General features: G+C 34.2%; 18 protein-coding genes. All 18 read right to left on the reverse strand.

The genetic code is table 11. The features are described 5' to 3' along the window. Positions 1–3: 3 nt before the first annotated feature. Positions 4–996, reverse strand: a complete 993-nt coding sequence (locus N4270_RS11830; RefSeq protein ID WP_260097386.1) for a glycosyltransferase family 2 protein — start codon at positions 994–996, stop codon at positions 4–6. A 3-nt stretch (positions 997–999) separates the two neighbouring features. Continuing rightward, entirely contained in the window at positions 1000–2388 is a 1389-nt protein-coding gene (locus tag N4270_RS11835) for an asparagine synthase-related protein (protein ID WP_260097387.1), read from the reverse strand. Positions 2389–2451: 63 nt separating this feature from the next. Further along, the gene (gene asnB, locus N4270_RS11840) at positions 2452–4281 is read right to left on the reverse strand and encodes an asparagine synthase (glutamine-hydrolyzing) (protein ID WP_260097389.1); all 1830 of its coding nucleotides are present in this window, start codon (positions 4279–4281) and stop codon (positions 2452–2454) included. Positions 4282–4310: 29 nt separating this feature from the next. Then, entirely contained in the window at positions 4311–5468 is a 1158-nt protein-coding gene (locus N4270_RS11845) for a glycosyltransferase family 4 protein (RefSeq protein ID WP_260097390.1), read from the reverse strand. A gap of 55 nt (positions 5469–5523) precedes the next feature. Next, positions 5524–6564: a glycosyltransferase gene (locus N4270_RS11850; RefSeq protein WP_260097391.1), complete on the reverse strand. Its 1041-nt coding sequence runs from the start codon at positions 6562–6564 to the stop codon at positions 5524–5526. Further along, positions 6549–7430 (reverse strand): alpha-1,2-fucosyltransferase, encoded by an 882-nt coding sequence (locus N4270_RS11855; RefSeq protein WP_260097392.1) that lies wholly within the window; start codon positions 7428–7430, stop codon positions 6549–6551. Before N4270_RS11855 ends, N4270_RS11850 begins: the two co-directional genes overlap by 16 nt. Continuing rightward, positions 7427–8176 (reverse strand): class I SAM-dependent methyltransferase, encoded by a 750-nt coding sequence (locus N4270_RS11860; protein WP_260097393.1) that lies wholly within the window; start codon positions 8174–8176, stop codon positions 7427–7429. The genes N4270_RS11855 and N4270_RS11860 overlap by 4 nt, the downstream gene beginning before the upstream one ends. A 17-nt stretch (positions 8177–8193) precedes the next feature. Continuing rightward, positions 8194–8898, reverse strand: coding sequence for an FkbM family methyltransferase (locus N4270_RS11865; protein WP_260097394.1), 705 nt, complete (start codon positions 8896–8898; stop codon positions 8194–8196). 111 nt (positions 8899–9009) lie between these two features. Next, the gene (locus tag N4270_RS11870; protein WP_260097395.1) at positions 9010–9843 is read right to left on the reverse strand and encodes a sulfotransferase family 2 domain-containing protein; all 834 of its coding nucleotides are present in this window, start codon (positions 9841–9843) and stop codon (positions 9010–9012) included. 18 nt (positions 9844–9861) lie between these two features. Continuing rightward, complete coding sequence (locus tag N4270_RS11875; RefSeq protein ID WP_260097396.1) at positions 9862–10800, reverse strand: glycosyltransferase; 939 nt, start codon at positions 10798–10800, stop codon at positions 9862–9864. A gap of 19 nt (positions 10801–10819) precedes the next feature. Beyond that, positions 10820–11479, reverse strand: coding sequence for a NeuD/PglB/VioB family sugar acetyltransferase (locus N4270_RS11880; protein WP_260097397.1), 660 nt, complete (start codon positions 11477–11479; stop codon positions 10820–10822). Continuing rightward, positions 11476–12555: a DegT/DnrJ/EryC1/StrS aminotransferase family protein gene (locus N4270_RS11885; protein WP_260097398.1), complete on the reverse strand. Its 1080-nt coding sequence runs from the start codon at positions 12553–12555 to the stop codon at positions 11476–11478. The genes N4270_RS11880 and N4270_RS11885 overlap by 4 nt, the downstream gene beginning before the upstream one ends. Positions 12556–12557: 2 nt before the next feature. Next, positions 12558–13199 carry a sulfotransferase gene (locus N4270_RS11890; protein WP_260097399.1) on the reverse strand — a complete coding sequence of 214 codons (642 nt, stop codon included), beginning with the start codon at positions 13197–13199 and terminating at the stop codon, positions 12558–12560. A gap of 7 nt (positions 13200–13206) precedes the next feature. Beyond that, positions 13207–14475, reverse strand: a complete 1269-nt coding sequence (locus N4270_RS11895; RefSeq protein ID WP_260097400.1) for an ABC transporter ATP-binding protein — start codon at positions 14473–14475, stop codon at positions 13207–13209. Between the two features lie 2 nt (positions 14476–14477). After that, positions 14478–15332, reverse strand: a complete 855-nt coding sequence (locus tag N4270_RS11900) for an ABC transporter permease (RefSeq protein ID WP_260097401.1) — start codon at positions 15330–15332, stop codon at positions 14478–14480. After that, complete coding sequence (locus N4270_RS11905; protein WP_260097403.1) at positions 15333–16958, reverse strand: glycosyltransferase family 39 protein; 1626 nt, start codon at positions 16956–16958, stop codon at positions 15333–15335. Further along, positions 16948–18075: a dTDP-4-amino-4,6-dideoxygalactose transaminase gene (gene rffA, locus N4270_RS11910; protein ID WP_260097404.1), complete on the reverse strand. Its 1128-nt coding sequence runs from the start codon at positions 18073–18075 to the stop codon at positions 16948–16950. The genes N4270_RS11905 and rffA overlap by 11 nt, the downstream gene beginning before the upstream one ends. Continuing rightward, the gene (locus N4270_RS11915; protein WP_260097405.1) at positions 18075–18707 is read right to left on the reverse strand and encodes an acetyltransferase; all 633 of its coding nucleotides are present in this window, start codon (positions 18705–18707) and stop codon (positions 18075–18077) included. The genes rffA and N4270_RS11915 overlap by 1 nt, the downstream gene beginning before the upstream one ends. Between the last annotated feature and the right edge of the window lies 1 nt (position 18708).

An 18708-nucleotide genomic window follows, 5' to 3' on the forward strand; every position in this document is an offset into this window, starting at 1 on the left:
AGTTTACAGTTTTTCTATGTGATTTTTTAAAAAGTAAGGTGCTAAATAATACACGTAAACCTTTAAAAAAATTGGATATGGGAAGATAGTCATAATCGACAAAAACAGTCTTAAAACCAACGGTGTTTTCACAGGTTTAATTTCATTTAGCATGTCTTTAAGCAACTGTTTTCTATTTTGGATTCCTTTTGTTTCGCAGAGTCTTTTTGCCGTTGTAGAATACAAATAAGCATAAAGCAACTCTTTATATTTTAAAGGTACATCATTTTCTAAATAAAAAGGCAAGTGAGATTTTACATATCTCGGCCAATGCAGTGCAACTTTACTTTTCTTCTTTTTTGCTTTCTCAATAGTGGATGTCGAATGTTTATAATACAAATAAATATAGGTATTCAAAAACGCGACATTACATGTCATTCCCAGCTTGATATCTAAAGCTGTATCTTGACCAATTCTAAGATCTTCATTATAATGCCCAATGGTATCAAACACAGTCCTTTTGTACAAAAAAGCAGGAGGCCCAACAACATGTTTTAAGTTAGAAAACCAAAACATTCCCCAGTATGGTTTCTCTTTTAAAACTAATGCATCGGTTTCATCATCAGGTTTTTTAGTTTCTGAAATACCCTTGTGAGATTTAATCATTTTACCAAAAACAGCATCAACCGTCTGGTTTGTATCCAAGACGTTTATCATCTTTTGTAAGGCTTTCGGATAAATCTCATCATCAACATCAAAAAAATACACATAGGTACCACTTGCATTCTCTATCCCTTTATTTCTGGCTGGGGCAGAACCTTGTTTGGATTGCTTAAATAATTTGACCCGGTCATCCATAGCGATAACCTCTTGAATTTTCTCTACGGAATTGTCTTCAGAATTATTATCAACATATAAAATTTCAATATCGGTAACCTGTTGATCTATAATAGAATTATAAGACTTCCAGATAAAATCTGCGCCATTATAAACAGGAATGATAACGGATAATTTCATAGGTTACTTATTGTGATTTTGTTGATGCCATACAGCCAATGTTAGCAGTATACTGGTAGGATGAGAATGGTACACATTATCTATGTTCTTAAATTTTTGATAAACATTCCTCACAATTTCTTCCGGGATAAAATCAAAAAATGAGGTGTTAAAAATACGCTGTCTTAATTGCTCATCATTATCTGCTCCTAAAAACTGTAATTCATAATTACGCTGAATATAAGGATTTCCTAGAAGTGCATTCAACTCACGCTTCATTTTGTTCACCACTCGATATGGCAAATTATAAGGCGTTTTATTTAAATGATAATTATTTAAATGGAAAGGCTTTTGCTCATGCCATGTGATTCTAGACAAGTCATTATTTTGTCTTAGGTGGGCGATCTGCAATTGGCGATCTGCCAAAAAGGTTTCTGGGACAGTACAAATAAACTGGCACATTCTATCGTCATAAAATGGCATACTAATAGGATGTGCTGCCTCAAAAATACTCAAGTTAGTTGTGGTCCATCTATGTGCCCAATGCGTCGTTTTAAAAGCTCTTACCTTAGCATTTAAATCTTCAATTTTTATCTTAGCTAATAGAACTTCAATGCGAGATTCAAGATAGGCTTTAAAATTTGAAGGCAAACCCCAAGCTTGCCATAATTGCTCAGCAAGTTCTAATCCGCCAGGCTTCAACATTTTTTTAAGTAGTAATGGAATTACATCCTTTTCCTTTGTACCTTCAGGAACACCTCTATCAAATAGCACATCGCCCCAATGCCCAAGAGAAAAAAGACCATTCATTTTTTTTAATTCGTCTAACACACCCATTTGTCTGGGATGTGTAAATTCTGAATAGCATCCGTTTATTTGAGCTAATTCGTCAATACTTTCCCATAAATAACCTTTTGGGATCATAAAAGACTTAAAATCGAAACCACAAACCTTCGCTATTTTTTCACTTATTTTATGCTCAGGATAACCACCAGGGAAGGCATAACTATAAGCTTGTACTGGGTTATTAAGATCTTTTAAAATAAGTGCCTGACTTCTACTATCTAATCCGCCTGATAAAGGTAAAATAACAGGATGATCTTTAATTTGTTCTTTTGTTATGGTGGTTAACAACGCAATGTATTCTTCTAGTGCCTCTTGAAAAGAAATAGCACGAGGCTCATAATACCACTCAAACCAGGGTTTACTTTTAATACGCTTGTTTTGAGCATCAAGCGTATGTTCATGAGCAGGACTTAAACACACCTCATCTTTCCAATAGCTATCTTCATCTAAAAAAAAACCAGTAGCAACAAAAACACAAATAGCTTCAAGATGCAATTCATGTAAATGAGTTGGCTCTTTAGCATAGGTATGATTTTTAGGAAGTATCGGAGTGATTATACTATTCATAGACAAGCGCTAAGATAAAAAAAACCGTCCTTTAGGCACAATAAATTTTACCTAATTCAAAGATTAATTATTCACATGAATTGCTGCCCATTTTTGCCATGAATAAATGTGCCATACACCCCAAGAATTGTCATGTTTAGCATCGATAAAATCTTGTACATATTGTTTTAATACATCGGTCTCTAAAATATTTGCGCCATAAAATGGAACATCAAAAACAGTTTTGATTAGATCTTGTTTTATATCGCCACGTAGCCAATCACTAAGCGGCACTAAGAATCCGCGTTTCTTTTTGTTGATTAAGTCGTTGGGGACTTCTTCAGACAGCAATGTTTTGAGTGTTATTTTTAAATCCTTGTAGGTTTTCAAATCCTGTAATTCTTTCCAAGCATGTACAATACTTTCTTTATCTAAATAAGGAATTCTGACCTCCAGACTATGAGCCATACTGGCACGATCAACCTTTATTAACACACGCTGCATGTGTGCATAAAATTCATTCCATCGCATTTCATGCAAAAGTCCCTCCCGAGATGAATTATCAAATTGGTACAACTGGTGAATCGCTTCTGAAAAGTCACAATTAGGCTGCACTTTATCCAATATATGAAACGGAATCTTAATATGTTTGTTTAAAATAAAAGTGTCAATCGTATTAAAGTAAGGCGCCCAAGTATTTGTAATTCCAAGTTTATTTGTGATTTTGGCTAAGCTTTTCCGAAGGATATAAGGCATTTTAAACCAAAACCGTTTATCTAGAACATCTAACATTCGTGGGTATCCCAAAAACAATTCGTCGCCTCCATCTCCCGAAAGCATTACAGTATGTCGTTTTTTAGATTCTCTTGCAATAACATAAGTTGGAATACTTGAATAATCTCCAAAAGGTTCAGAATACGCATTAAAATGGTCGTCGAGACTTTGTATCAAATCGTTGGCTTCTATTGAAACAATATGCTGACTTAAACCTATAGCTTTAGCATAACTTTGCGCAATTTCGCTCTCATTAAGTCTTTTATCATTCACCTTTAAAGTAAAGGCTTCAATATCGGTTTTTGATTTTTTTGCATAGCTACTAATCAAAGGGCTATCAATACCTCCGCTTAAAAAAGTAGCGACTGAAACATCACTAATTAACTGTCGTTTTATTGCATCTTTAAGAACATTGCCATAGTTAGAAGGTTCAGGTTTTGGAATGTGTTTATGGGTCTTATCAAATTGTAGAATTATGTTCTTGCTGTACTGACCAGTATTTGAAATTATAACGACTTCCCCAGGGTTGACCTGGTATATATTTTCATAAATGGTATTGGGCGCCTGCATATATCCGAAGCCAAAATATTCTTTTACAATCTCTGGTCGTAATTGTAATTCATGCTTAAACCATTCGTGTTTAAAAATTTGGTCAAATTGAGAAGCTGCTACAATGCCATTAGCATGAACTCCATAAAACAAAGGCTTAATTCCGGCAAAATCTCGGCTCAAATAACAACTATTGGTTTGCTTGTCTATAATTGTAATGGCGAACATTCCGTTTAGGTGCGTAAGGGTTTGTTCGACACCCAATATATCTAGAAGACAAATAATGACTTCGGTATCTGAAGTAGAATTAAGGTTTTGTAACTTATAACGTTCGGCTAATTCGAGATAATTATAAATTTCACCATTAAAAACGATATGATATCGGCCACTCGGACTCGTTTTTGGCTGGTTTCCCTTAGGTGATAAATCTAAAATTGCCAGCCTATTAAATCCCAACCTATAATTTTCGCCTGTGTGTACCTGAGTAGAATCTGGACCGCGATGCTTAGACAATTCCAACAGTTTATCAAATGAACTGGCATGAGATAGCATTTCAGAATTAAAACAAAACTCCCCTAAAAATCCACACATTTACTTTTAATTTTTTTGCTAAAGATAACTTAACTATTGAGTTCGGTATACAATTCATTTAATTGTTTAACACCTTTATTAAACGAAAATTTCTCTGTTACTTTTTGATTAAATTCCTGAAGCTTTTCTTTATCAAGTGTTAAACATTCTAGAATGGCAGCATCTAGGTTTTCGGGAGAATTTATGTCAAAACTAATACCGTTAATACCATGAGACAGAAACTCAGGAATTCCGCCAACGTTTGAGGTCACGCAAGGTAAATTATGCAGACACATTTCTATTAATCCGTTAGGCAACGACTCATAAATTGAACACTGAACTGCCAGGTGATACGTTTTATAGGTTTTTCTTAAAGCTTCATTTTTCATATAGCCAAGTAGTCTTACATGGTCTTGAAGTTTAAGCTGAGCTATTCTAAATTCGAGGAATTCTCTGAATCTTCCATCTCCATAAATATCACAAAACACATTCACCCCTTTGTTTTTAAGCCTGTAAATACTATCGAGAATATACCATTGCCCTTTTTCCCATTCAAGCCTTCCTACCGAAATAAGTTTAATAGCTTGATCACTTGTTGGCAACTCCTTGTGATTATAATTTTCTTTTTGATACAAATCGGGTTCTACACCTCTATAAATCACTTTTATTTTTTGAGATTCAATACCACGTTCTTGAGCCAACTCTTTAAGATACTGGCTATTGACATGAATGTTTGTAAAGCATTCCATTTTTTCTAAAAAGATTGCTCTACTGGTTTCATTAAGAGTTTCTACCACTAAGTCTCGTCCTCTGAGCGAGACCAACATTTTGGTATTTTTAGATTTCAGAAATTTTAAAACTTCAAGAGGCACCATATGCAAATTATGCACATGAAGCACATCACTATTAGTTCTTAAAACCTGTTCCCATTTTATCAGTAGTTTTATTCTGTTTTTTAAGGTTTCAGAATTAAAAACAGCCATATCTCCTTTTGAGAACAAGAGTTGAGACCCAATAAAACCTGCTGTTTTGGGTTTAAAAATATGAGAGGGTTTACCTATTTGCTGATAAGGAATATTTGAAGTTTTGCCTAAGTTTTTTACGCAAAAGACGGTGTGTGATAGCGTTGATTTTTCTAAAGACAAAGCATTAAAGAGCGTTTGCATATAAGGCTGGTCTGGATGGCCTAAAAACTTTACAAGATGCATGACTCTCAACATAAATTCAGATTCCTTTTGGTGTGCTTTGGCTTTAAAAATAGTCTTATTTTACGTTATTTTTATAAAAAACCATAGATTTTAAAAACAATTTTAAACCGTCGCGAAACTTCAGTTTATAAGTTCCGTCGCTTTTTGTTTTCAAGTACTGCTTAAAAACTTTTGGAGAATAAGACATTCTGTTTAAAAAATAGTCTTTAAACATTAATTGCTGGACACGTTCAAGATAATCCTCAAAACCTCTGGTATCGTAAAATTTTGAAGAATTAGCGTTTAACAATTTTGCTTTAATTCTATCAAAGCCTTGTATATCTTGGACCTCAATATCCTGTTGCCTTTCAAATAATTTTGTGAGAACAGCTTCAGCTTCGGAATCCATCTCAGCATTGAGATATCGCAACATTTTAAGGCGTATTGTAGCTCTTACTTTGGGCTTAATGTCTTGCTTTTTAACAGAAACCTGATTATCATGAATACGATATTTCAGCAATACATCTGGTAAGTTATGTAATGTCCCAAACGGAATTAATCGCACCCAAAAATCATAATCTTGAGTGACGCTAAAAGCTTCATCATAATTGAGTTGATTTGCTTTTAATACGCTATTGCGAATCATTACCGAAGGATGAGTAAAACAGTTTTTTTGTAATAATTCTATTTTAATAGCCTCGTGAGACTCTGGTCGTTTTACAATCTTGTCGGTTCCTAAAATAACATGAGCCGAACCACATAACACAACATCTGGGTGTGCATCTAAGAAATCGGCTTGCTTTTTAAAACGGTCTGGCAAACTAATATCATCACCATCCATTCGCGCTATATATTGCCCATTAGCAATAGTCACCCCATGAATTAAACTATTGGTATGTCCGCTATTAACAGATTTCTCAATGAGTTGAATTCGTGAATCCTTAAACTTCTTAACCTTAGACACCGTCTCATCTGTTGAGGCATCATCAATTATAATGAGCTCAAAATTGGTAAGTGTTTGTTCTAATATACTCGCCACGGCATCCTCAACAAAAGCAGCGCAATTATAGACAGGCATTAAGACCGATATTTTAGGATGAGTTACAGTCGGATCCATGTCTCAGGAATTAAATCATTGGTATTTCTTGTTCGATCTGCAAACCATTGTTTAGGAGCAATCACTTTTTTTTGCGGATGTGCATTTAGCCATGCTGCCCACCAGCTAAAAGAACTATTTGCAATAATATTATGGGTACACTTACTCATTAAACACAGGTCTTTCCAGCTATCTTTACCCGTATTATGATCTACAAACAACTTATCCATAGACAGCTGTTCAAATGTATTTTTAACCCATTTAGAATCATCTGAAAAAAACACAAGCTTCATCTTGTCATTGTTTTTTGTAAGTTGCTCAATCGCTTTCATGTAGTAATCAACACTACACACGCCGTGGGTTTGATTGGTTTTAGGGTCACTTATATAATCCCCTCTTCTGATATGAATTCCTAGGGTTGTTTCAGAATTAAGTGTATTTAAAATATCACGGTTTTTAGGTTGAAAATCTTCCGTAGGAAAAGAAAACAATGCTCTTATAGCTTCTTCATAGCCGCGATAATAGTGATGACTTTGGAAATAACCATTTAGAAATAATGGTGGCTTGATATTACTTAGATCTTGCTGAAAAACCGGAGAAGGTTCATTGTATTTTTTAAGATAATTGAAGCCCAGTTTTTTATTAATACGATGAATTACTGAAAGCTGATCAAATTGTAAAATATCTTTTTTACTCGCAAAATTATAGGAATTATTGAAAATATCGAGTTCAAAATCTCTGGTAGTAACTCGATGATTATGTCGACTCAAATCAAAAAAACGCGTATCAATTTTAAGAGGACATTTATGTGTTTCAGACAAAACATATCCAAGTGCAAATTGAAACATTTGGTTTCCCAAACCTCCTTTTAATCTGATTATAATCATTTTTTCTTAGCTAAAACATGATAGCCATAGCATAACAACTCTGACGAATTAGCATCTTTATCAGACAGCGTTTTTAGCAGTTTTTTCATATTAAACAACAACTTTTTTGATGGAGCATCTAAAGTAACATTGCTGTAACGCTGAGACATTGATGGCAACCTATTGACTTCTTGAGCTAGGTATTCGAAATAGTTACCATTGGCAGTGATGTTTACAATTTCAAAACCATTTTTCTCTAATTCGGTTTCATAAAAAAAGGAATTAAAGCCCGAATAAAAATGATAAGGTGCAAAATGCGTCAGACTACAAAATGGCGCGGTTATAATTAAAGTTCCGCCAGGTTTTAAAAGTCTCGTAAACTCAGCAATAGCTTCTTTTGGGTTGACAACATGCTCTAAAACCTCAATACACATAATAGCATCAAAGGATGCATCTTCTCTCGGAATCGAAGCGATATCTGAAATGATATCAAGTTCGCCATAATCCCAATCTTTCTTTTGCAAACCCGGTTTACCATTATTGGCTTCATAGCCACCAAAATCCTGAGACACGTACTCCAAATGTGTACAATAAGCCTTATACTGTTGTTGTCCGGCACCAGCATCTAGAATTTTGCTTCCGTTAGGTAAATTTTTAAGCGTTTCTTTTAACCACACTTTTCGGTCACGCTCATTAGACTTGCCTACATCTATTTTTTCGTTTGGAGCTTTCCCTAAAATTGATTTCAGCTTATGTTTTAAATTCATTTCAACTTTGTTTTATCCTATTTTGAACGCCATAAGGATTCGCGAACAAATATAGTATTGATATAGGTATCTGCATAAATAAGATACCCTTTACTTGCTATATAATCAATTAATGATTGATTTTTTACGCCTTGGCCACTCGTTGAAAATGAAATGGTTTCTACACAAATAACCAATGGGTAGTTCTTTTCAAAATCAATAGACTTAATCACTAACTCGTCAATACCTTCAGCATCTAAGCTAAGGAACTGAGGGAATTCACCATTAAAATTTTCGTTTAAAACTGTCGGCAGGGTCTTGACTTGTATCTTTTTGACTTCTTTAATTTTATAATTTCCTTCTTTACTATAATTTTCGGCATCGGTCTTTGAAAAGGTATTTAATGTAGACGAGCTAATGATATAAAAATCCTCTTCAGAATTAGTATCACCAATACCTATATTGATATTAACATCTTCTTTTCTATGCTCTATAAACGCCTCGAATAAAACAGGATCTGGCTCAATATTTATGCCTCGGGCACCTGACTTATAAAACAATGCTGTATTACTTATTTTAAAAGGGTGATGCGCTCCTATATCGATATATGTTGGTTTAGAAATCCCTAATCGCTTAAAAACAAAACCTATGATTAAATCTTCGCCACATTGCGAATAAGACACTTTTTCATAAGACGCTTTTGCCTTGAACGATTTTAATACGGATTTGATTTTAGACTTCACTTGTGGGTGTTATTTATATCTCAAAGTTAAACTTATTTATGTAATTACTTAAGCGCTTGTGAATTATACAGCTTAACCTGTTGTTCTGTCAATTAACACAGCCAAAGGCTCTTATAGATTTTGTAATTTTGGGGCTTTATAGGTGACTCCAAAATGATTCAGCATTTGAAGTAAATACCGCTCGCGATAACTTACGTAGTCGATTCCCTTTTGTGTCCATAGCTTATTAACATCATCGACGTTATAATCGGTAATATTAAGTTTCTTCTTATGATTGATAAAATCGATATCTGATTTATCAAATCCGTGATTTAACAAAAACTGAATCAAATCATCATTTAAGTGTTCTTGTCTGAGGAATTTCATTTCTCCCATATCTGCTTTAAATGCTCCAGAATTGATATAGTCATCATTAAGTTTAGACAAGGCTACTTTAGGATCTTTAAAAAACATTTGAACAAATTGTATGGTTTGAGTACCAATATCAAGGTTATTTAAGGCTTCGTCTATGGTGTTTATTCTTATTTTTTCGGCATGTTTATTCAAGTCGACATAGTCATCCATATTTAAGTCTGGAAAAGACGGAAAATGCACATCAAGTATTGATTTCGGGACTTCCAACTGATTAGGATTTGCCCATGCTTTAAATTTATAGGTTGATAAAAACCGACTATAAGGGTCTCGTATTGTTGAAACAATGACGCGATTTAAATACTGCTGAGGAATTTGTGAATACGTTCCGTGTTGATCGGGACGACGGTTAGGCATTTTGATGTTAGGCAGTATCAATTCCTGAAACTTAGGTGTAACGATATGAAACTTATAAAGCGCTTTTTCAAAGATAGAGCGCTTATCAACTTTGTATAGTGTTTTTAAAACATTACGGGTAAATGTGCTACCTGTTTTAGGCAGATTAAGAACAACAAAATCTTTTGTAATTATCATGGTGCTGTATTTATGTATTTAATATACCAATAACTTATTGAGTACTTTATTGAAAAACTGGTTTGTTTTTTTGTGCTTTAAAATAAAGGGCATTGAAATTATACTGAACGCTACCCAAATTTTTATATGTTCTGAAAACCTGAGTTTTTTAAACGACTGCCGATAATTTTTTGTCCATAATTTTCTAAACCACCTAAAGCGTTTCACATCGTGGATTTTAAGTGCCAGTAATTTTTTAAAGATCATGGCATAATATTTAAGATAAAGCTTTCTATCAATCAGTTTTAACGAACCAAACATGGTTAAAAGCATGGCTTCAATCTTTTTAATCTTGCTTTTTGAACTAAAAACACCGCCTTCATGTAACCTATAGCTTCCAGTAATTTCGTCTAAACACTTAATTTTTCCGAAGTTAGATTGATACAACAACATCACAGTATCTAATCCCGGTACATTTGGTAATACATTTTGAAAATTTCTATTTCGAAAAACCCGTGTTAAGGTAGGCGCCCAAATTGGCAAATCTTTTTGTTCGTAGATATTTTTACGCTCACTTGGTATTAATTGCTCTTTTACTATGTGGTTGTCTTTATTGACAATATTTATATTCGTGAAGCAAACTTCAAAGTCGGCATTAGCCTCAAGAAAATCTACTTGCTTCTGCAATTTCAAAGGGTCTGTCCAGTAATCATCACCTTCACACAATGCAATATATGTTCCTTGGCATTGCTCTAATGCAAACATAAAATTATCATACATTCCTTTATTTTCAGAATGAGAAATCAATTTGATTACTTCTGATTTTTCATGATTTTTTAGAACCCTTTCAATATGTTGAACCGTTTGGTCCTTAGAACAGTCATCAGCAATAATAAATTCAAACTCAAAATTTGTTTGTTGCATTAAAACACTTTCAATCGCTTGAATTATAAAGTTTTGATGCAAGTATGTGATCATACAAACACTTAATAGCGGTTTATCTTTCACTTTCAAAATTTAGAGGTTCGAGATGTTTTTTTACAGTAGCAGGTACTCCAGCGACCATACAATTACTAGGAACATCTTTAGTAACGACAGCTCCAGCAGCCACTATAACATTTTCACCAACAACAACATCGGGTAAAATTGTAGCATGACTTCCTATTTGAGAATAACTTTTAATGGTGCATCTTCCTAACAGTTGTGCACCTGGAGAAATTTCGACAAAATCACCAATAGTGACATCATGCGTTAAGGTTACGTTGTAATAAATAATAGCCCCTTTTCCAACACTAACACCATTAGCGATGATTGATTGATCTAAAATATTAGAACCTTCACCAATGCTAATATCGTAACTTCCTATAATGGCATGTTTACTAATTGTACTTGAAAACACACCACCAAGTTTGGTAAATGTATCATAAACTTTTTTCCGCAAAACAGGTTTGCCGATACCGATGGTGAACTTTTTGTCTGTAGATTTAAAATAGTCTTCGGCTTGTTTTGAAGTATTAAGTATGGGAAATGTATCAAAAAGAAGTTTGGGCACATCTGGATTTACATCATCATAAAACACCAAGTTATCAGTCTCATTTAATTGATGTAATGTTTCTAAAACCTCTTTTGCAAAACCTTTGGCACCAACAACAATCATAAATTCTTTTTAATCGTATTAATAATCATTTGTATTGCTTCCTCATTGAGACCCACGTACAAGGGCAAACACAAGACCGTTGACGCTATCGCTCTAGAGACTTGGCACTTATTGTCAGACACATCAATATAAGGTAATGTATCTAAACTTGGATAAAAATACCGTCGGGTAAAGACCTTTTGCGCTTCTAGAGCCTCTTTTACTTTAATGAGGACAGCTTCAGTTTTAAAAATTACAGGAAAATAACAGTAATTCCAATCTGTATGCGTTCTAATCTTAAGCATTTTTAGATTGGTCTCTTTTAAACCTTCATTATATTGATCTACAATTGCTTTTCGATTCCTTATTATTTCATCAAAATAAGGAAGAACAGCAAGTCCCATAGCTGCTTGTAATTCACTCATTTTAGCATTAATACCAATGCCATGGAAGGCTTCAGAACCATCATGACCAAAATTATGGTGATGAAATAAAGTCTCGTGTAATTTACTGTTATTGGTGATCATCGTACCTCCTTCTCCTGTGTGAAACACCTTTGTTGCATGAAAACTGCAGGTACTCACATCTCCGAAGTTAAAAACACTTTGACCTTTATACGATACTCCAAAACAATGTGCAGCATCATAAATAACCTTTAGATGATGCTTTTTAGCTATGGCTTCTATAGCTTCAATATGACAAGGATTTCCAAATACATGTGTGGCTAAAATTGCTGAAGTATTAGGAGTGATGGCTGCTTCTATTTTAGTGTCGTCTATAGTTAAATATTCGGGATGAATATCTACAAAAACAGGCGTACAAGCTTCCCAAACAATACTACTAGTTGTTGCTACATAACTAAAAGGTGTTGTAATAATTTCCCCTTTTAGAGCTAATGCTTTTATGGCAATTTGTATTGGAAGTGTCCCATTTGTAGTGGCAATAATATGCTTTACACCCAAATAGGTTTTAAGTTTTGCTTCGAGCTCTTGTACTAAAACACCTCTATTAGTGATCCAACCTGTTTCCCAGGCTCTGGATACTATGGCTTGATATTCATCAAGTGGAGGTAAAAAAGTTTTAGTAACGTTAATCATAATTAGGTTTTATTTTTCCATGGAAAATTGTCGCCCTGTGGTGTTTGTTTTAAAAACGAACACAAGTTACCATAATCTGATGAGTTTGATACATTGATAATCAGCAATTTTTCAGGTTGCTCTTTAAAATAAGTTTTGACTTGCTCGTTGTAATTATTATAATGGGAGATTAAAGCAGTCTTATTATAGAGATCAGAATCTTGAGTATGATATATATTCTTCATAAATTGATAGGCATACCCCTTATAACGATACGTAGCGTTGGTTAAATCTTCTACTGTTGGGATGCGCTTGCCATCAGACCATTTTTTAGAATGAAATCTGGTAAGCGATTGGTACCATTGTTCAGCTGAATCTCTTTCTGTTAAAATAAATTTAGCATCAGGATAGGCTTCATCTAGGTGTTGATAAGTATTTGGCAAAGAAAAAGGCACGTCTTGAAATGCTTCAGCCGTTTTACAAAATTCAATAATTTCTTTAAAATTGCCTTCTTGCCAGGCTTTAAATAACAATTCGCCCTTTATTTGATTGCCCAAAGTGTACCCAAAACTTTTAAAGACAGACTCGACGGTTGTGGTACCCGTTTTATTCTGTCCAATACAAAATATTTTAGCAGCGCTTGTTTTGCGAAACAATGACTTCATGTATACGTTAGTTTGACAATTCCCATTTAAATTGAGGTTTAAGCGCACCTGGTGTTCTTCCCATCCACTCTCCTAATTCGCGTTCTTCTTGAACTATTATCAAGCAAAGCGCATCTTCTTCTTTAAATAATACTTTTCTTCCGTTAGACAGCATGACATCGACATAAATAGAGCCTTCATTAAAAAAATGCGACGGAATCGTCATTAAGACTTCTTTTTCACCTTCAAAATCTAGCTTAAAATCACTAAATGCTGAGCTACTCACAAAAATATAATCGCCTTGAGCATCTTTAAATCTGTAGACCAGATATAAGTTTTTAGGATAACTATTGGAAATCAAAGTAGAAAAAACAATCGTATCATTTCTATCAATAGGTTCACCAATCTCTTTTCCAACAGCTCGAATAGAGGTCTTTTTTAATTGAAAGAATTCATTGTAAAGCTCTTCACTAAAATACCGAAGCGTATCACTGCCTTTTTCATTTCCGTTTTGTAAATAAAATTGAATGGATTCTTCGGTTCCACCACTGTACACTAACTGGCCGTTACTCAAAACAATTGCTCTGGTACATAAACTTTTTACAGCAGCCATATTATGACTTACAAAAATCACTGTGCGTCCGTCGCCTTTAGAAATATCTTGCATTTTTCCAACGGCTTTCTTCTGAAACTCAGCATCTCCTACAGCTAGCACCTCATCAATAACTAAAATATCGGGTTCTAAAAAAGCGGCTACTGCAAACGCTAACCGCACGCGCATACCCGAAGAATATCTTTTAACCGGAGTTTCAATATATCTTGCACAGCCAGAAAAATCTATAATTTCATCTTCTTTGGCTTTTATTTCGGATTTGGTCATTCCTAAAATTGCACCATTGAGGTAGATATTTTCTCTTCCGGTAAGTTCGGGATGAAACCCTGTACCTACTTCCAGTAAAGAGGCGATTCGGCCTTTGGTTTTAATTTCACCAGTGGTTGGACCAGTAACACGTGATAATATTTTTAAGAGGGTTGATTTTCCGGCACCATTTTTACCAATAATTCCTAAAACTTCGCCTCTGGCAACTTCAAAGTTGATGTCTTTTAAAGCCCATACATAATCACTTTCTCCTTTTGTACTTCTATCATTGACTTCTCCAACCTTTAAAAAGGGATCTTCTTTTCCGCGAATTCGATGCCACCATCTGCTTAAATCATGACTTAAAGTGCCTGTACCAACAAGGCCTAGCCTATATTGCTTATTAATATTAGAAACTTTTAATATAATATCAGACATAATTAAACGGTATCGATAAATGTTTTTTCTGTTCGGTTAAAAATAATGATTCCGAAAAATAAAATAATTAATGTTATGCTTATGGTATATACAATGCCAAACATCCCAACAGCGCCTTCCCCAAGCAACATAACTCTTGACATTTCTACAATATAAGCTACCGGATTATATTCTACCAACCAAGCTATTTTAGGCATTTGTTCTCTAACCAATGCTAATGGGTACATTACCGCAGAAACATACATGAGTAATTGCACACCAAAAGTGACTAAAAAGGTTAAGTCTCTATATTTGGTTACCAAAGAGGAAATTATCATTCCAAGACCAAGCCCTAATAATCCCATAAATACAACTACAATAGGAAAAAACACAATGGAACTATCTATGGAAACCGCAGCGCCTTGAAAATAATAATAAATATAGAAGGCTATAAAAATCAATAATTGAATGCCGAACTTAACTAAATTAGAAATAACCAGTGATAATGGTAAAATAACACGAGGAAAATAAACCTTACTAAAAATAGACGCATTGGTTTTAAAAGTATCGCTGGTAGATGTTAAACAGGTTTTGAAATAATTCCAAATAGACACACCAGCTAAGTTGAATAAAAATGGTGGAATGCCTCCTGTTTCAATTTTTGCAACTTTATTGAAAATAAATGTAAATATAAGTGCCGTAAACAAAGGCTGAATTAAATACCATAGTGGCCCTAAAATAGTTTGTTTATATACTGTAACAACATCTCGTTTTACAAATAACACAAGCAAATCTCTATACTGCCAAATCTCTTTAAAATTAAGATCTAGTAGCTTTCGTTTAGCCGAAATTGTGTATAACCAAGAATTATCTTTCATTTATTCATTTACTGTTAAGACGCCCCAAAAAGCACCATACTGCTCAAACTGAGTATTATATTTCGCTTCTAACTTTGTAATAATATTAGTATAGGAAGAATACACGACTACTTTTTTGTTTTTTGATACATATGATTGCATTAACGCCGAATCAAAAAGTGCTTTTTTATTTTTAAAAACATCAATATTAATACTATTTGAATTCGTTTCAAAACGTCTATGAAAACCAAATTCATTTGATGCATTCAACTCATCTTTAGCACTATACCCTTTTTCACTAAGCTTTGCTGCGATATACGAATGATTAACATCCTGCAAAATATTACATTTATTTTCAATCGCATAATTAACTGCAGCTTCTCTTTCATTATTATGCTTAGACACAAACTGTTTCCAGTCTTTTAAAAGCACTGCTCCAAATCCGAATAATGGACGAGGCCCTTCAGGTGTTGGCATGGCCATTCCGGAGCCTAATACCAAACTAACATTTTCAATAGCTGTAGACTTATCTGGATTAAAATTATGAGTTTCAATACTGTTATTAGTAATGGCTCTTACCTCAAAACCTGGGCCCCAAGCCGAATTACTTTTAAGGTGTAACCCAACCAACCATGGTCCAATAATTACAGCATATATGATATATTTAATCTTTTGATTTTTAATAGATAAAAATCCATGTGCCAATATTAGAACCAAAGGCAAAATTGTGGTGATCATATACTTATACATGGGCACAATACCCATAGTAAAATAAGGCAATACAGACATTAGCCACAGTCCTAAAGGGAACCAAAGTTTTTGCTTTATACAGTAAATAACACCCAGAATCAACAAGACTGCCAAGGCTGGTGTTATAAAAGAAATTGCTACAGCTCCAACCGACAATAATGAGGTTTCCTTATCTTCTAGATATTTGGAGCCATTAACGAACACTTCATAAATATCGACAACCGAATACCCGGAAATTTGAATCCACAAAATTACAGACACAATAAAAAAGGGAAAAACGATAAAGCTTTTCTTTAATTTTTCTACGGAAACTACCGCTTTTAAATGCGCAGAATTTGTAAACACAAAATGTCCATACAACACAAAAATATAAAAGCCAATGCTCCATCTAAAACTCACACCCAGACCAAACAAAACTATAGCTACAACAAGTGTTGGGATTGAATTATTTTTTAAATACTTGATAAAAAACACATGCGCTAATAGCACTAAAGCAAAAGAAATGTTTGTAGGATTAATAATCAAGCTACTAAAAAGTGTTTCAGGAATTATAAACGGTAAGGCTAACAAAAACCAACACAGTTGTGGTTTCTCTTTGCCTAGAATATCTACAACTATTTTCGCCAGACATAGAAGTACGGCAAGTCCTGACAAAAATGATAATACAATACCCATTTGCCTCAGTAGAGTTTCACTTTGTGTAGGCAGCAAAGAAAACAAGGTATCAAACATAGAATGATAGGGCGAGTATGGCGGTTGAAAATCTACATCTCTACCAAAAGCATGAAATAGAATGGTTCTAGCGTCGTCACCTTCTATATAATTCAGGTTTAGTGCTAACAAGCCTATAACAAGAAATAAGACTGAATAAAAAATATAAACTTTTTTAATGCTCATAAAACGCCTTTATTTGATTAGCGATGTATGAAACGTCTTTTAAATCAAGTTCATAGAACAAGGGCAATCTCAATAATCTGTCGGCATAGGAATCGGTCATTGGAAGCATTCTTCCATCGTGTTTGCTATGATAAAAGACACTTTTATGCAAACTCAAATAATGAAACACAGCTTTAATTTCTTTAGCAATCAGAAAACTTATAAGTTGTGTCCGCTCATCATAGTTTCGACATAACACGTAGAACATATGCGCATTATTGGTAGAATATTCAGGGTGTTTTGGCAGTTTAATAAAGCCTTTATCTTCTAAAGGCTGAAGTTGAGAAGCGTATTGATTCCAAATTAACTTCCGTTTAGCCTGAATATCATCAATGGTTTCTAATTGTGCCCAAAGAAAAGCGGCAATAATTTCCGAAGGCAAAAAAGAAGAGCCAATATCGACCCAACCATATTTATTGATTTCACCTCTAAAAAAAGCCGAACGATTGGTTCCTTTTTCCCATATAATTTCTGAACGTTCTATAAACTGCTCATCATTAATAGCGAGCAAACCACCTTCTCCTGAAATGATATTTTTTGTTTCATGAAAAGAGAATGTCGCCAAATGCCCTATGCTTCCTAGGGCTTTTCCTTTGTAATAGCTTTCAATGGCTTGAGCGGCATCTTCTACCACAAAGAGGCTGTGTTTTTTTGCAATGGCCATGATTGTATCCATTTCACAAGCAAAACCTGCATAATGCACTACAACTATAGCTTTGGTTTTGGGCGTGATTAAAGCTTCTATTTTTGTTTCGTCGATATTAGGATGCTCAGATTTAGAATCGGCAAATACAATTTTAGCACCTCGCAAAACAAATGCGTTTGCCGTAGACACAAAGGTATAGGAAGGGATAATCACCTCATCGCCTTCTTTAATATTTAAGAGTATGGCACACATTTCTAGGGCATCTGTACACGATGTGGTTAATAAAGCTTTTTTGATATGGTATTTTGTTTCAAAGAAATGCTGGCATTGTTTTGTAAACATGCCATTACCTGAAATCATACCTGAACTAACGGCTTGTTCGATGTATGCTGTTTCTTTTCCGGTTAAAAAAGGCTTATTAAATGGTATCATTAACGTATAAATCTAGAGGGATTACCAACATATAATCCTTTGTTTTTTAAACTAGTAATGACGATAGTTCCGCCACCTGTCTGGATATCATCAGCAATAGTAATATTATCAATTATAGTGGTATTTACACCTATATTACAGCGTTTACCAAGTGTTACAAAACCAGCAATAGCGGCTCTTGGAGACACAAAGGAATGCGCGCCAATTGTAGAATCATGAGCAATGACACAAGCAATATTAATGACAACATTGTCTTCAATAGTCACATTGTGATCTAAGACAGAACCAGGCAGCATAAAAATACCTTGTCCTAAATTACAAGAAGCATCGACATAACATGACGAGTGTATAAGATTAGCAAACTTTATTTTTTGATGTAGTTGATTAAAGATTCGTTCTCTAAATGCCAGATGCTTATACCCTATACCACAAATGATGACATCAAAATCACCTTGATGATAGCAAGTTTCTATATCTGAAATAGCCCCTAAAACTTTGATGTGATTTACGGTACTTCCTTTGGCTTGAAAATCATCAAAAAAACCAGCGACATCAAACTGCTTATCCTGTACAGCATGATAGGCCATTAACTGTCCTAAATCTCCAGATCCAATAATGGCTAGTTTTTTCATT

Origin of the sequence: Psychroserpens sp. SPM9, assembly GCF_025153525.1 — a bacterium.
Classification (GTDB): domain Bacteria; phylum Bacteroidota; class Bacteroidia; order Flavobacteriales; family Flavobacteriaceae; genus Psychroserpens.